Source organism: Stutzerimonas kunmingensis (assembly GCF_021432085.1).
In the GTDB taxonomy this organism is placed as follows: Bacteria; Pseudomonadota; Gammaproteobacteria; order Pseudomonadales; family Pseudomonadaceae; genus Stutzerimonas.
The window spans coordinates 2,438,222-2,452,661 of record NZ_CP090366.1; the positions used below are offsets into that span (position 1 = coordinate 2,438,222).

The 14,440-nt window shown below is 59.1% G+C and carries 16 protein-coding genes, 2 tRNA genes and 2 pseudogenes; 16 read left to right on the forward strand and 4 right to left on the reverse strand.

The genetic code is table 11. From position 1 onward, the window contains the following. The first annotated feature begins 26 nt into the window (after positions 1 to 26). Together LW136_RS11505 and LW136_RS11510 are read left to right on the forward strand one after the other, a co-directional pair. Positions 27 to 102, forward strand: a tRNA-His gene (locus tag LW136_RS11505). Positions 103 to 154: 52 nt separating this feature from the next. Continuing rightward, positions 155 to 239, forward strand: a tRNA-Leu gene (locus tag LW136_RS11510). A gap of 141 nt (positions 240 to 380) precedes the next feature. On the opposite strand, the gene LW136_RS11515 is transcribed toward LW136_RS11510, so the two are convergent. After that, positions 381 to 1,808, reverse strand: a complete 1,428-nt coding sequence (locus LW136_RS11515; protein WP_102831719.1) for a hypothetical protein — start codon at positions 1,806 to 1,808, stop codon at positions 381 to 383. Between the two features lie 270 nt (positions 1,809 to 2,078). On the opposite strand from LW136_RS11515, the gene LW136_RS11520 reads away from it, so the two are divergent. The 4 genes and pseudogenes from LW136_RS11520 to LW136_RS11535 all read left to right on the forward strand — a co-directional run. Further along, positions 2,079 to 2,795 carry a FadR/GntR family transcriptional regulator gene (locus LW136_RS11520; RefSeq protein ID WP_102831720.1) on the forward strand — a complete coding sequence of 239 codons (717 nt, stop codon included), beginning with the start codon at positions 2,079 to 2,081 and terminating at the stop codon, positions 2,793 to 2,795. A gap of 7 nt (positions 2,796 to 2,802) precedes the next feature. Further along, positions 2,803 to 3,564, forward strand: a complete 762-nt coding sequence (locus tag LW136_RS11525) for a sulfite exporter TauE/SafE family protein (RefSeq protein ID WP_102831721.1) — start codon at positions 2,803 to 2,805, stop codon at positions 3,562 to 3,564. Positions 3,565 to 3,681: 117 nt separating this feature from the next. Continuing rightward, entirely contained in the window at positions 3,682 to 4,377 is a 696-nt protein-coding gene (locus LW136_RS11530; protein WP_102831722.1) for a response regulator transcription factor, read from the forward strand. 98 nt (positions 4,378 to 4,475) lie between these two features. Beyond that, positions 4,476 to 5,183: pseudogene (locus tag LW136_RS11535) on the forward strand (histidine kinase sensor domain-containing protein); the annotation flags it as partial. A 207-nt stretch (positions 5,184 to 5,390) separates the two neighbouring features. Here the strand turns inward: LW136_RS11535 and LW136_RS11540 are convergent. After that, positions 5,391 to 8,420 (reverse strand): Tn3 family transposase, encoded by a 3,030-nt coding sequence (locus tag LW136_RS11540; protein WP_010799689.1) that lies wholly within the window; start codon positions 8,418 to 8,420, stop codon positions 5,391 to 5,393. Further along, positions 8,404 to 9,006 (reverse strand): recombinase family protein, encoded by a 603-nt coding sequence (locus LW136_RS11545; RefSeq protein ID WP_010465829.1) that lies wholly within the window; start codon positions 9,004 to 9,006, stop codon positions 8,404 to 8,406. The genes LW136_RS11540 and LW136_RS11545 overlap by 17 nt, the downstream gene beginning before the upstream one ends. Positions 9,007 to 9,257: 251 nt before the next feature. Here LW136_RS11545 and LW136_RS11550 point away from each other — a divergent pair, with 251 nt between their 5' ends. From LW136_RS11550 to LW136_RS11590, 9 genes are all read left to right on the forward strand, one after another. Then, positions 9,258 to 9,575, forward strand: coding sequence for a type II toxin-antitoxin system RelE/ParE family toxin (locus LW136_RS11550; protein WP_222938819.1), 318 nt, complete (start codon positions 9,258 to 9,260; stop codon positions 9,573 to 9,575). Next, entirely contained in the window at positions 9,556 to 9,891 is a 336-nt protein-coding gene (locus tag LW136_RS11555) for a helix-turn-helix domain-containing protein (RefSeq protein WP_001172026.1), read from the forward strand. Before LW136_RS11550 ends, LW136_RS11555 begins: the two co-directional genes overlap by 20 nt. 14 nt (positions 9,892 to 9,905) lie before the next feature. Beyond that, a complete protein-coding gene (locus LW136_RS11560; RefSeq protein ID WP_000741275.1) occupies positions 9,906 to 10,241 on the forward strand; it encodes a hypothetical protein in 336 nt (111 codons plus the stop codon). A 23-nt stretch (positions 10,242 to 10,264) separates the two neighbouring features. Further along, complete coding sequence (locus LW136_RS11565) at positions 10,265 to 10,591, forward strand: hypothetical protein (protein ID WP_000091614.1); 327 nt, start codon at positions 10,265 to 10,267, stop codon at positions 10,589 to 10,591. 102 nt (positions 10,592 to 10,693) lie between these two features. Next, complete coding sequence (locus LW136_RS11570) at positions 10,694 to 10,948, forward strand: hypothetical protein (RefSeq protein WP_425312399.1); 255 nt, start codon at positions 10,694 to 10,696, stop codon at positions 10,946 to 10,948. 40 nt (positions 10,949 to 10,988) lie between these two features. Further along, a complete protein-coding gene (gene tnpA, locus LW136_RS11575) occupies positions 10,989 to 11,279 on the forward strand; it encodes an IS66 family insertion sequence element accessory protein TnpA (protein ID WP_004423344.1) in 291 nt (96 codons plus the stop codon). Then, on the forward strand, positions 11,276 to 11,620 hold the full coding sequence (gene tnpB, locus LW136_RS11580; RefSeq protein WP_004423345.1) for an IS66 family insertion sequence element accessory protein TnpB: 345 nt from the start codon (positions 11,276 to 11,278) through the stop codon (positions 11,618 to 11,620). Before tnpA ends, tnpB begins: the two co-directional genes overlap by 4 nt. 28 nt (positions 11,621 to 11,648) lie before the next feature. After that, a complete protein-coding gene (gene tnpC, locus LW136_RS11585) occupies positions 11,649 to 13,280 on the forward strand; it encodes an IS66 family transposase (RefSeq protein WP_004423346.1) in 1,632 nt (543 codons plus the stop codon). Continuing rightward, a complete protein-coding gene (locus tag LW136_RS11590) occupies positions 13,270 to 13,539 on the forward strand; it encodes a hypothetical protein (RefSeq protein ID WP_003458515.1) in 270 nt (89 codons plus the stop codon). The genes tnpC and LW136_RS11590 overlap by 11 nt, the downstream gene beginning before the upstream one ends. Positions 13,540 to 13,724: 185 nt before the next feature. Here LW136_RS11590 and LW136_RS11595 read toward each other — a convergent pair whose 3' ends face one another. Beyond that, complete coding sequence (locus LW136_RS11595; RefSeq protein WP_032489165.1) at positions 13,725 to 14,054, reverse strand: four-helix bundle copper-binding protein; 330 nt, start codon at positions 14,052 to 14,054, stop codon at positions 13,725 to 13,727. A 192-nt stretch (positions 14,055 to 14,246) separates the two neighbouring features. On the opposite strand from LW136_RS11595, the pseudogene LW136_RS11600 reads away from it, so the two are divergent. After that, positions 14,247 to 14,333: pseudogene (locus LW136_RS11600) on the forward strand (AAA family ATPase); the annotation flags it as partial. Between the last annotated feature and the right edge of the window lie 107 nt (positions 14,334 to 14,440).

Here is a 14,440-nt window from a genome sequence, read left to right on the forward strand (position 1 = left end):
CCTCTGGCACAAGCAAATGCAATATGGTGGGCGTAGCTCAGTTGGTAGAGCACAGGATTGTGGCTCCTGGTGTCGAGGGTTCGATCCCCTTCGTCCACCCCATATTCCAGAAAGCGCCAGGCATTGCCTGGCGTTTTCGTTTAGGCCCTGCTTGGCGGACGTGGTGAAATTGGTAGACACACCAGATTTAGGTTCTGGCGCCGCAAGGTGTGAGAGTTCGAGTCTCTCCGTCCGCACCATCTCATGATTTCGAAGCTTTGCAAGAAGAATCGAAAATCTCTAAAAGCCCCGTAACAGGGGCTTTTTTGTGTCTGCTGTTGTAACACGTGAGGCAACGCACGATGCCTTGCAGCGCAGACGGCGGAGGTTGATGGTACTGATCATCCTCGCCGCCACAGACGACTCAATCGATGCCATGCGGGGCGTTGTAGCTCAGGTGGTTGAGGCCAGCGGGCCTTCTTGCTTTCGCATTGCACGATGCCGTTGGTACCGAGCCTCAGGCGCCAGCGCTGGGCCGATGGAAAGTGCTCGCCCGGATTGGTGTGCAACAGCAGCAGGTTGTAGTCGTGCTGCTTCTCGATGGGGTGGGCTTGAACTGAACCTTTGCTGCCATCGCTGGCGGAATCATCTTCGTCGGCCAGGACAAACAATTTGTTGTGGCTCGCCTGGATCATCGCGCAAAGCTGTTCGCAATCCAGCGTGAGCCGCTCCCGAATCTCGTCGTGCTCCAATGCTGCGTTGTCCAGACTCAGCAGCACGCGATAGCAGATGATCTGCCGCTCCTCGTTGGTGGCCCATTTGCCGGAGTGTTCCCGAACCAGGGGCGGTAGATCCGCCAGCTTGCGGTAGTCGAGCCAGACCCGTTGCTGCGCGAGCAACTTGCGGGTGTAGGGCATGAACAGGCGAATCTTCCAGCGCGGCTTGCCTTTGCGTAGTCTGCGGGTGATGGCGGTGATCATGTCGTCGCGCAGCAGATCACGGACGGCGTAGACCAGCGCTATCACAAGCAGAAGAGTGAGCGAGAGTTTCTCGCTGGCGTCGCGCGCATTGAACAGGAAGTAGGTGAAGAGCGACATGATCAGCATCGTCGACGCCGCCTTGACCAGCTTGTGAGTGCCGGCGCCCAACTGCGTAACCTTCGAACGCAGCAGTACTGGGTACTCCAGCAGCCGGTGATATAGCGCCATGCGGTTCCATATGCGTGTCGGGGTGCCGTGGAAGTCGCTCAGGTACTCGCGCTCCTTACGGTATCTGTGTTCCTGGTGCAGGAACTCCGCCACTGATTGCTTGAGTTCCTCGTCGAGGGCCGCGTAGCCCTCGAGGGTCATGCTTTCCAGCAAGAATTGCTCGGCATGCCACGAGAAATAGATGTCCATCTGGCGGAAGTAGCGCTGTTGGTTGCTCTGCTTTGGGCTGGACTTGCGCAGGCGTTGCGCGAAGTTCTGGCTGAGCCGCAGGGCTCGCGCTACGGGCTCTGCCACAGCTTCGGACGTGAGCATCTGCTGGCGCAAGCGCTCCATTGAAGCCTGGTACTGGAAGAACCAGGAGCCGTACATGATTTCGTAGTGCGGTGAGAGCAGCACGAAGGATTGGTCAGCCTTGCTGATGCGGTCCTTCGATGGCATGCCAAGCAGCCCGAAACTGTGCGTTAGGGTGGTAAAGAAAAACTGCTCTTCCGACAGGGTCCAGGCCGACAGGTTGCTCTCGTGCGGGGTGAACAGATACAGCTCGATCTTGTGCCGTCCAGGCTGCTTCAGCGTGCGGGTCAGCTGCAGGCGGAAATCACCTTTGCGCTTGAGCGAAAACACGGAACCCCCAAATGACAATAAAACGTGGCCAGCTTAGCAAGCTTTGCTAGCAGGTACGCGAGAGTGGCTTCTGCTGAGGATGGCTCGCAAGTTTGCTAGCCACCACAGCGCGCTCGCTGCACTCCGGGCAACACGCTTGTCTGCCGCGGCTCACAGCAGCAGTCGAGCTACCTGCGGCTGACAACGAAATGATCGATTGAAGCCTCTAATTGTGTACCGGATGAAATTCATCCTATGATTGAAACATAGGATGAATTGGAAGGTGATCATATGTCGCTGCAGTACACCTCGCGCTCGTCACTTGTAGAACGGGTAATCGAGCAAATGCGGTCGCAGATCAATGCTGGCGAATGGACGCCGGGTATGCGAATTCCTACCGAAAGCCAGCTCAGCAACTCTTTAGGTGTTGGCAGAAATACCGTCAGAGAGGCAGTGCGAGCGCTGGTTCATACCGGGGTGCTGGAGGTCCGCCAGGGTGCGGGGACGTTCGTACTCTCCAGTCGAGACCCGTCTGGATTACTCCAGCGCCTAGATCACGCCGCGCTGCATGACCAGCTCGAAGTCCGACGCGCGCTGGAGGTCGAAGCTGCGCGTCTGGCTGCGTCGCGGCGCACGGATGAGGACCTGCAAACGATACGTGACGCTCTCGGAGCGCGAGGGACCTGGACCGATGACGCCTCACTTGAAGCGTTTGTCGAACGAGATGCCGATTTTCATCTGAGCATCGTCCGCGCCAGCCACAACACCACGCTGCTGGAAATGTATCAGTTCTTCTGGGCGGGTCTGCAGAACACCATTGCCAAAACGGAGCGCGAGCAGCAGCTCCCGGAACCCTCCTATGCAGTACACGCAGCTGTCTATGACGCCATAGCCCGCGGTTGTCCCGAGCAGGCTGCCATAGCGGCCAGCGAGCTATTGACTCCGGCGCTCGAAACGCTGGCCAGTACGCTGGAAACCGATTCTCGAAACGCGGACACAAGGGAGTAGAACTTTCATGGATCATTCGATTGCGACGTGGGCAATTCTGCTGGTTGCCGCTTTTCTTGGCGGCGGGCTGAACGCCATTGCCGGTGGCGGTAGTTTTTTCACGTTCCCGGCATTGGTTTATGCCGGCGTGCCTGCTGTGGTGGCCAATGCCTCAGGCACGCTCGCGCTTCTACCTGGCTATTTTGCAAGTACCTGGGGCTATCGAGAGGACCTGCGCCCGCCAGCAACGCTGTCGATGGGGACGCTCGTTGCCATCAGCCTCGGCGGCGGTGCAGTAGGGGCGGGGTTGCTGCTGACCACGCCCGATGACGTATTCCGTGCGATCGTGCCTTGGCTATTGCTTATCGCGACGCTGCTGTTCGCCGTCGGGCCCTGGTTATTGCGCAGGTTCAAGCGTGATTCGACCGAAAATGAGGCGAATGCACTGGTGCAGGGTTTCACTCTGGCTGTTGTCAGCGTATACGGCGGCTACTTCAATGGCGGTCTGGGCATCGTGCTACTCGCTGCATTCAGCTTGCTCGGCCATCGAGACATCAACTCGATGCAGGGGCTCAAGAATCTGGTTTCGTCTGTACTGACCGCGATCGCCGTGTCTGTATATGCATTCGGCGGTGCGATCCTGTGGCGCGAAGCGCTGGTGATGATGCTGGCGGCGACTGTCGGCGGCTATGTCATGGCACGCGTCGGTCGCCGGCTCCCTTCGAGCTTCGTTCGGGCGGTCGTGATCATCACCGGTGCCGTGATGACGGTGCTTTTTTTCCGCGCCTGATACCGGCTTCCTCCATAGGGACCGATTCCGCCTTCTCGCCAATCACTGCTTTCGCTTAAACTTGATGAGAATTGTTATCTTTAAGCGGTGGGTGCATCCACCCAACAGGGAGTGGCAATGGGCGGATACCTGGCTGATGTGCTGGTTATAGAAGACGATCAGGTTCTCAGCGCTCAACTCGGCGATCTGTTACGCCTGCAGGGATATGCAGTGCGCTCCAGCTTGCTCGGCGAAAGCGGGCTGGCTATGGCGTTGGCCAATGCACCGGACCTGGTGCTGTTGGATGTGATGCTGCCGGACATCAATGGGCTTTCTGTACTGCGCCGGCTGCGCGAGCAACAACAGACACCGGTGATCATGCTCACCGCATGCGGAGCAGAGGAAGAACGGATTCGCGGACTGCGCCACGGCGCGGATGACTATCTGTCCAAACCATTCAACCTGACCGAACTACAGCTGCGCATCGATGCGATCTTGCGGCGAACTCGCAGCATGGAACATCGCGTACCGTCGCCATCGACGCTTCAGGTCGATTCACTTGTTCTCGAACGATGCGGTCTACATGCACGCGCCGGCTCGTATGACCTTGCGCTGACGCCCTTGCAGTTTCGGCTGCTTTGGCAGTTCTTGCTTCAGCGTGGGGAGGTGCTCAGCAAGCCTTATCTCTACCGTGTGGTTCTGGAGCGTGAGTACAGCGGTTATGACCGCAGCCTCGATATGCACGTCAGCCGGATACGGCGACGTTTGAGCGAGACAGGCGTGGCAGCCGACCGCCTGCAAACGCTCCACGGTCGTGGCTACTGTTTCCAATGAATCGGCGCCTGTTCTGGAAACTCTGCCTAGGCGTGGCGCTGGGTAGCGTAGCGTTGTTCTGGGTCATCGCACGGCTTAGTGGTCAGGCCGAAGAACAGATGAGTTTCATTGACGCCGACCATCAGCGCACCCTGCGTCAGTACGCACTGCAGGCCGAAGAGCTGTATCGCACTGGCGATGAGCGGGCGCTGCGGGACTGGCTGCGCAGTGTGCAGCGCCAGGAGCAAACCTGGGCAGCGGTAGTCCAGCCGCAGCTGCAAGCCCTGGCCGGCAGTGAGTTGTCCAAGCGCTTCCTCAGTGAGTTTAGTCTCGGGCGGGACCCGTCCTGGAAGATCCACCTCTACTTTCAGGACAACCCGATCATGGACGTGCCGTTCGCCGATGGGCAGCGGCATTTTCTGATTCAGCTGCCGCAGCGAATGCGACCCGGGCATTACTGGTACCCCGCGCGGCTGTTGCTCGAGCTGGTTCTGCCGTTGACCCTATTGGTGATTGGCTGCCTCTTGCTGTATCGCCATCTGATGCGACCGCTGAATCGACTCCAACAAGCAACCCGTCGCTTCAGCGAAGGGGATTATGAAGCTCGGGCCGGAGTGTTGCTGGGCTCGCGGCGCGATGAGCTGGCGGGCCTGGTCGAGACGTTCGACTCGATGGCTGAGCGTATCGGAGGCTTGATCATTGATCAGCGCCAGCGTTTGGCCGAGATGTCCCACGAATTGCGTACGCCGCTGGCCCGTATCGAGATGGCGGTGAGCCTGGCTGAACAGGGCGGAGCGCCAACCATCCTGCTACGGCGTATCCGCCAGGACTGTACCGCGATGCGTGCGCTGGTCGAGGATTCACTGACGTTGAGCTGGCTCGAGACCGAGCGCCCGAGGCTGCGCGACGAGACGCTGGATCTCACCGATCTGCTCGACAGCATTATCGACGACGCACGTTTCGAATTTCCGGACCGCCACATCGATACGCAACTTCCAGTAGGGGGTTGTACGCCGGAATCCCAGAAATTTCCGTCAGCCCAGCTCCAGTCCCGCCACGAGCGCATCCAGGTCGATGAACTTGCCGTCAGTCTGGAAGGTGTAATGCCCGTTCAGCAGGATGTGCCGCCAGGCCGCTGGCGACATCTGCGTGATCAACGCCAGCGCCTTGGCATTGCCAGCTGCCTCGTACTTCGTCAGCAGCAGGGACAGGATCGCCGAGTTGTAGAAGATGATCGCGTTGCCGATCAGCCTGGCGCACTGGTTGCTGATCTCGATTTCGATGTCGGTGCGGCCGGTCAATTCCTTCTTCCCACCGACTTGGGCGATGGTCGAGCGTAGCTGGTGATAGGACTCAATGCGGTTCTGCGAGCGGTGAACATTACGCTCCAGTTGCGGGTCGCGCAGGTAGCGCAGTGTGTAGATACTGCGGATGAGCTTGTCGAACTCGAAGATTGCGCGCCGCGTCGGGTTCGGCGCCGTATAGGTGCACAGCTTGCGGATCAGCGTGCCCTGCGTCATTTCCTTCAGGCCCAGTGTGGCGACGATTCGGTCGATGTTCGCCTTCTCACCGACGATGAGTTGCCGGTCGATCTGGCCAGCCGGCCGGATCAGGCATTTCTCGTACAATGCCAGATCATCGGCGCAATACAGCTCCTGCAACTGGTCGTCGAGGTCGGTGAAGCGCGGCTCGAAACGAAGTCCGAACCAGTGCAGGATGGCGAAGTTGGCCTTGTTGATGCTGTGCATGTCGCCGGTGATCGCGCTCGGCACGATGTCCGACGTGTTGCGGTACCAGATGTCGAACACGTGGTGAGCCTCGTACTCGTGTGCGCCTATCAGGTAGCCGTTCAACGGCACGTGATTGCACAGCAGCGTGTAGGCGACGACGCCCTTGCCGCGGCCGAAATATTTGCGCGAGTAGCGCGCCTTCACAGTTGGTCGCTCGACGCCGAATTTCTGCCCATCAACGGCACCGTACAACGAATCGAGGTCGAACGAGTAATGCGGGAAGATCGGCAGTGCGGCGATGGCGTTGCTGATGCAATCGTTGGCCACATGTAGCGTCGCCTGGCGCAGGTACTGCTGGTAGGTACTCTCCAGGACGTGGTACGGGATGTCGCTGGTACGTGCCATAACCTGGTTGCCGTGGTTCATGGCTTGGGCAATGATCACCGCCATCAGACTGTCGGCGTCGGCTACCTTCTTCGCATAGCGTGGCTGCAATGGTGTCAGCGCCGACAGGAACTGGCACTGGCCGTTGACGAAGCGAAACACGTCGGCGACATCGCAGTATGGCAGTTGCTCGTAGAGAGCTTGCTCGCGCGCCTTCTGGTTCTCCCCCTTGGGCTTGCGCCAGGTCAGTCTCTGCGTGTCCTTGTCGTATTCCAGGTGCGTCAGCTTGCCCTGTTTCAGCTCGCGATTGAACGCCACCCATTGCGCACGCAACTCGGCCGCCAGTGCATCGAGCTGGGCACTGACCGGCTGCCGCAGGAAGGGGATGTCCATCTGCGCGAGCACGGCGGCTTTCTCGTCCATCGAAACCAACTCGTCGGACAAATGCCGGTGCTGCAAGCTGTCGTCAATGTAGAGCTCGCCCGCCTGGAAGCGTTTCCTGACCTGACGGTAAAGCCAGAATTCGTAACGATCGGCATGCAGGCCTGTCGGCGTGCCTTCGGCATCGAACATCAGCAGGTACGGACGCAAGCGTTTCGGCAGCGTTGCCGCCGGACATTCGTCGAGTGGCCGTTGTGATAGGCGCTGCTGCTTGGCGAACACGCTCTTGGCCCAAGTCAGCGCCGCGAGCCATGGGTTATCGGGGGCCGTGCCGGCGAAGTCGAGCGCGACGTACAGCGGCCGTAGATGGCGTCGAATGCGTTCGGCCAGGCCGTCCACCGCCTGCCAGTGCAGCGCCAGTTTGTTCAGTGGCTTGACGCTCATGCGCTGCGCCGTGTTTTGCAGCAATTCCCTGGACATGATTTTGTAGGCGCGTTGGCGCACCTCGCCGAACGGCGTCGGATCGGCCACGCTGTCGTCCACGTACAGCGACAGCAGGCGGCCAACCTGCGGCGTTTCCTGATGGCGTCGCAGCTGTTCGGCGACAAAGGACTGTTTCGCACCCGTGCGGCTCTCGTCCTCAAGTTTTTTCATGTGGAAGGCCATCGCGTCGACCAGGTTGTCGGTGAGCTGCCGGTAACGTACCCAGGCATAGCACAGCAGGTAGAGCCGGGTCTGCTCCGCCTTCAGGTGGCGCAGGTCATGGACGGTATAGAAGTTCGCCAGGCTCGCGTAGTACAGCAGGTTCTGCTGCGAGATGCCGAGCTTGGGCAGCAGCGCCTTGGCGATCCCGTGCAAGGACTTCAGCGTGGCGCGCTTCTCGCGCTCCCCTGCCATCTGACGCCAGCCGAAATCTTTAGCGTCCTGCTTGAGCGCTGCCAGTTGAGACAGGGTGTCGTCACGCACCAGGAGCTGGCCCAGCGCAGCTTTGGCCGATTCGTCCAACACTTCTGCCAGCAAGCCGCCCAAGCGCCTGCGTTCGGTGGACAGGGCTTCACTGACCAGCTCTTGTAAGGTGGTGTGGCCGGGCCGGATGATTTTGTGCTCGCTGAGCCAAACGATCAGTTCGGCGGCCACGAATCCTGGCATTACGTCGCGCCGCACGATCTGTTCAGCCTGCTGTGCCAGTTGCGGCAGGAAGCTAGCCGCCCACGACCGGTAGCCGAACAGTTCGGCGATCTGACCCCTCTGGCTGTAGTGCTCATGCTTGGTGATCGCCTTGCGTTCGAACGCTTCGCCGTGGAAATAGCGACTCAGCACGAAGGCGCAATCGTCCTCGACCTCATGCCAATCGAAGCGGAAGAAAGCATGCTTGGCCTTGAAGTAGCCGATCTGCAAGACGCAATAGACTTGGGCCTGCAGGCTAGGCCGGCTGCTGGCGAACGCCAGTTCAGATTCGGTCAACGCCAGGTATTCCAGCCGCTGAGCATCGTCGAAGTCCGGTAGGCCGTACAAGGCTTCCTGCTCTGCGTCAGAAAAGACGGTGAGTAGCTTATTCTTGTTGCTCATCGACCGTCCTTCCCGCACCACGCCAACCTGCTCGCGTCAATGTTTCGATCAACGTAGTGCGCTTGACATTGAAGTTGCGGCACACCGCCGCCTTAGACATGCCGCCATCGAGCGCGGCGACGATGGCGTCCAGCTTCTCACCAGTGATCGCCTGCGGCCGGCCGCCGATCCGGCCGCGTTTGCGTGCGGCGGCCAAGCCCGCGACGACGCGCTCCTGAATCAAGGCGCGCTCGTACTGCGCGAGCGCACCGAACACCTGGAACAGGAATTCGCCCGAGGGCGTCGTAGTGTCCAGGTTCTCTGTCAGCGAGCGGAACGCCACCCGCTTGTCCTTGAGCGAAGTCACAATGGCGAGCAGGTGCGACAGCGAGCGACCGAGCCGGTCGAGTTTCCACACCACCAGCACATCGCCGGCTCGAACGAACTCAAGCGCCCGCGCCAAGCCGGCACGGTCATCCTTCGCGCCAGAGGCACGATCCTCAAACAGGTGACGCGGATCGACGCCGGCGGCGAGCAGCGCGTCGCGCTGCAAGTCCGTGCTCTGGCGGTCGGAGTCCGACGACACGCGCATGTAGCCAACCAACATAGGCGGATAACCATCAAAAACAGGTTTCCGCATAATAGTGAATAGCGATAGAGTTTTCCGTACATTTTTGAGGGGGTGTTGCACAGGTAGCACAGCGGCGGCTGACAGCCTGTCGCAAAACAAATGTTTTACGACACCTCCTTGAGGTTGCCGCGTTTACATCATTACCTGAACAGGTATAAAATTCCGTCATGACAAACAAAGAAAAACCGCTCGAATGGATCGCGAGCAGCCACAAGGATTTGATGGCGTTGCCGTCCGACGTGCGTCGCCGTTTCGGTTACGCGCTCTCGTTGGCGCAGATAGGCGATCAGGATGACGCAGCAAAGGTGCTCAAGGGGTTCGGTGGTGCCGGCGTGCTGGAGGTCGTCGAAGACGATGCCGGCGGCACCTATCGAGCGGTATACACGGTCAAGTTTGCGGAAGCGGTGTTCGTCCTGCACTGCTTCCAGAAGAAGAGCAAGAGCGGAATCGCCACGCCAAAGGCCGACATGGACATCATCCGCGCTCGGCTGAAGGTGGCCGAGGTATTGGCACAGGAGCTACGAAATGCAAAAACGAATCATTGAAGGCGTCGAGGTTCAGCGCAGCTCGGGCAACGTCTTTGCCGACCTTGGACTGCCTGACGCTGAAAAGCTCAAGATCAAGACCGGCCTGGTGGTCGAGATCAGGAGGGCCATGCGCGCCCTTGGGCTGACTCAACAAGCGGCGGCCAAACGCATGGGCATCCCGCAACCGAAGGTGTCGGGCATGATGCGCGGCGACTTCACCAATCTATCCGAACGCAAGCTGATGGATTGTCTGAATCGCCTCGGCTACGACATCGAAATCAAGGTACGGCCAGCAGCCGAGCCGATCGGGCATCTAACGCTCGCAACCGCTTAATCGGAGCCCTCCTGATGGCAGCCCGCATCACCGACGACGAATGGGACGAACTGACTCCCGAGAATTTCGATACCACGGCACTGCTGCGTGCAGTCGATGCCGTGGACGTGCTGCGCGGCGATTTGAATGACAGCGCAGACGGCGCACCTCCGCAACTGCGCACCGACCTGTTGAAGCTGCATCAACTGGCAATGGCCGCGTTCAACGAGGGATCACGCAGCCGAGTGGCTGAGCTATTTGATCTCGCCGTGGATCTTCAGGATCAGGTTGATCATCTGATGACCTCGCTGGAACAAGTGCAAGAAACCCTGTCCCGGTTGACGGCGCTCTACCCAGAAAGCCTGTCCTGAATGTTCTTGGAGACAACCACATCATGAGCCGCAGCCGCCGCAAAACGCCCATCGTTGGGCACACGACCTGCCGTAGCGAGCGCGAGGACAAGAAACTCTGGCATCAGCGCTGGCGAACTCACGAGCGCACCGCGCTGGCCAGCGCGTCGCCGGAAGCTCTATGCGCCCATCTGCCTCTACTGGAAAACCAGGTCAGCAACGTCTGGTCGATGGGTAAGGATGGCCGCTCCTACTGGCCCATCAAGCGCCAGGCCGCCACGGCGGATCGCATTGCCAACCACAAGGGACGCAATCCGCAAGAGCGCGCCTCCCTGAAAAAGCGTCTGCTGCGCAAGTGGATGAGCAAATGAACCTGTCCACCGGCTATCGCTTGGGCGCGAATCGCTGAAGAAGCAGAACTCCCAGCCGGCTACGAGGGCACGGCGACGCCAGAGGCGCATCGGGCCTGCGAGGTGATCCAGGAGCGGATTCGAGAGCACGTCGTCGCCACCAATGACATGCGGCTGTTCGGCCTGCTGCACCTGCTTGGGCAGGCGTCGCTGCGCATGGAGCAAGCGCTGTGGCCGGAAGAATATGCGCGGATGACCCGCGAGGTCGAGGAAGCTCTCCGAGAGGCCGACGACCCCAACGCCAAGTCGTACACCCACGAAGAAGTCATGCGGGCGATGCAGGAACTCATCGACCAAGCGCGAGACAAGCCATGTTGATCGGCTGACGGAAATTTCTGGGTTTCCGGCTTACAACCCCATGAGAAAACACCGCACCGCAGAACAGTGGCAAGTCCTAATCGGTCAGCAGCGTGACAGCGGCCTGTCGGCCACGCAGTTCTGCAAGGAGCACAAACTCGGTTATGCCAGCTTCTGTAGTTGGCGCAAGCGCCTGTTGAGTCAGCCGGTCGGTGAGGCTGCGGATTCTGGTTATGCCAGCTTCCTGGATCTGTCATCGCTGATGGATGACTCGGCCTCTCCCGGAAGCGGCTGGAATATCGTGCTGAGCCTGGGTAATGGTGTTGAGCTAAGGCTGAGCCAGATCAGATGATCGGTCTGGATAGCCAGGCCCGGATCTGGCTGTGCACCGAGCCCACGGATATGCGCAAATCCTTCCGGGGGCTGAGCGCTCTGGTCCGCAATCAACTCAAGCAAGATCCGCTCAGCGGGCAGTATTTTGTCTTCGTTAACCGTCGCAAGACCCAAATGAAGATGTTGTATTTCACGCCCACGGGCTACTGCCTGTGGGCCAAGCGACTGGAGCAGGGGCAGTTCCGGGTACGGCCGTCTTCTTCGGGACAGCGCCCCTTAAACCTGACTGATCTCCAGTTGCTGATTGACGGTATCGAGGTGCAAAAGTACCGTCAGTTCAAGCGTTTTCGGGGCACGTAGCGGGTTGTGTTCCGGTATAATATCGGCCATGAATTCAATGGCTTCCGCGTCCTATTCCAACGCCCCTTCCTACTCGGTACTGGCCGAGGAGAATGCCCTGTTGCGTGAGCAGCTACAGGTCATGCAGCGGCAGTTGGACTGGTTCAAGAAGCAGCTGTTCGGCCCCAAGTCCGAGAAGCAGGTGTATGACCTCCCGGAGCAGGGCGGCCTGTTCCAATCGAATGATGCGGCTAGCCCGGAGAAGCCTCTCGATGCGGAGAAACGCCCGGTTCGGGCTTATCAGCGAGGCACCGGAAAGAAACAGCGGGACGACGACTGCCTGAACGATACGGGTCTGCGTTTTACAGCGGACGTGCCAGTGGAAGTTGTTGAACACCTGCCGCCGGAGCTAAGCGGCCCCGACGCCGACCAGTACGACATCCTTGGCACCAAAACGACCTATCGGCTGGCCCAGCGGACGTCCAGTTACGTGGTGTTGCAAGTGGAACGCCCCGTATTTCGGCGCAAGGGCAGCGACAAGCCCGTGACCACGCCGGCCCCGTCCAACGTACTGGACAACAGCCTGGCCGACGTCAGCTTGTTGGCGGGTCTGATGGTCGACAAGTTCCAGTTTCACCTACCGCTGTATCGCCAACACCAACGCATCCAGCAAGCGGGTATTACCCTCAGCCGCAGCACCCTCACCAATCTGATCAAGCGATCTATTGATCTGCTGCGGCCGATCGTGGATGCCCAGACCGACAATGTTCTGCGCAGCCGGGTGTTGGCGATGGATGAGACGCCGATTAAAGCTGGCCACCAGGGTCGGGCAGGCCCACAAAAAGGCAAGATGAAATCCGGCTGGTTCTGGCCGTTATACGGCGATGCCGATGAAGTGGTGTTCACTTACTCGAACAGTCGAGGCCGAGCCCATATCGAGCAGGTACTGAACGAACAGTTCAGCGGAACTCTGATCAGTGACGGCTATGCTGCTTATGCCCGCTATGCCGCCGCACAGCAGAACATCATCCACGCGCAGTGCTGGGTGCACAGTCGTCGTTACTTCATTGAGGCGCAGAAGGACCACCCGATAACTGCCACCGAAGCCCTTCAGCAGATTGCCAAGCTATACACCAACGAAGAAGAGATCCGCGTCCAGCAACTGACCGGCGAAAAGAAACGCCAGTACCGGCTGCTCCACTCAAAGCCGGTGGTCAGCGACTTCTTCCAATGGTGCCGGGATCAACTGGCACAGGGCGGTCTGCTGCCCAGTGATTTATTGACCAAAGCACTGAACTACGTGCTCAGCCGTGAAGCCAGCCTGACCGTCTTCCTGGAAGACCCAGACGTCCAGCCAGACACCAACCACCTGGAACGGGCCCTGCGCCCCATTCCCATGGGACGCAAGAACTGGCTGTTCTGCTGGACTGAACTCGGCGCGGAACACGTGGGCATCATCCAGAGCCTGATCACTACGTGCAAACTGCACGACATCAACCCGTACACCTATCTGGTGGACGTGCTGCAGCGCATCAGTCAGCACCCGGCCAGCAAGGTCGCTGACCTGACGCCTCGGCTCTGGAAGACCCGGTTCGCCGATAATCCGTTACGCTCGCTGATCGATCCGCGCCATTCTGATCGACAGACCGCACAGCCAAAGGGCACCCTCCATGCGCATTGAAGACATGAGCATCGATCAGCTATTGGAGCTGAACCGAATGATCTGCCGGCGCATTGATGAACTGCAAGATCAAGAAAACCTGCAGGCGCTGAGTCGGCTGCACGTGGGGCTGAAGGTGACCTTCGAAAGCCGAACTGGCTTGACTATGGGGATCGTCACCAAGATCAACCGCAAGAGCGTGATCGTCCTGGCCGAGAACGGCACGAAACAGTACAAGGTCTCACCGGAATTGCTAAGGCCCCTTCGGGACGTAAAGTAAGTCCAGTACGTCGTGGAATGAACGCTTACGGTTTGGGTGAGCTCGGCCAGCGGATATCTAGGCCTTTTCTGCTAGCAAGTCAGCTGGCTTAGCTTCAACTGCACATGCTGGGATATAAGGTCATTCCGGCGAAGCTGCTCTGGCAACGAGATGACGAGCTTTGCCAGAGCAGCAAGTCGCGAATGTTACGCAGCCATGCGCTCGCATTCTTCAGCGCACTTCATGCACGCTTTGGCACACTCTTGGCAGTGATCCACTTGATGTTTCGCGCATTCCTCTCCGCATGCACGGCAGATCTTGGCGCAAAGGGCACAAAATTCTTTAGCGTAATCACTTTCGCGACTCATCAGTATGGCGGCCAACCTACAAATGTCCGCGCAGTCGCGGTCAAGCTCGATGCAGCGTGCCATCATTTTTACGTCATCCTCACGCAGGCAAGCAGAGGCGCACGTTTCGCACACAAGGGCGCAGTTCGAACAAGCTTGGATACAGGAAGCGAACATTGAGTTTGTCATTGCGTTCTCCAGGGTTCGATAGTTGTATGTCGTCGGTGCCTACTGACCGATACGGCTCATCAGCCTGTTAGCAGACACTGAATTATGACACGCTCCTACCGAGCCCGTTTCGAAAAACTTCATTACAATGTTGTAAGGTAAATCCAACCGCACCGGGGCTCTGCGGGCGCAGTTGGTGGCGATGTGGCAGTCAGTAGCTTGGCGGCCCAGGCCAAGATCAAATCACGGGAGCGAAAGCGTAAGGGCAGCCAGGAACCGGAGGACGATGAGCCGTTCTGATTTCATGGCGACGACGGCCTGCTACATGGCTGCGTGTGGCAGGTCTTAAACAACTGAACTGGGCTAGCGAAGGAGTGGGGGCAACAGCAGCTGCGCTGGTAGACTTA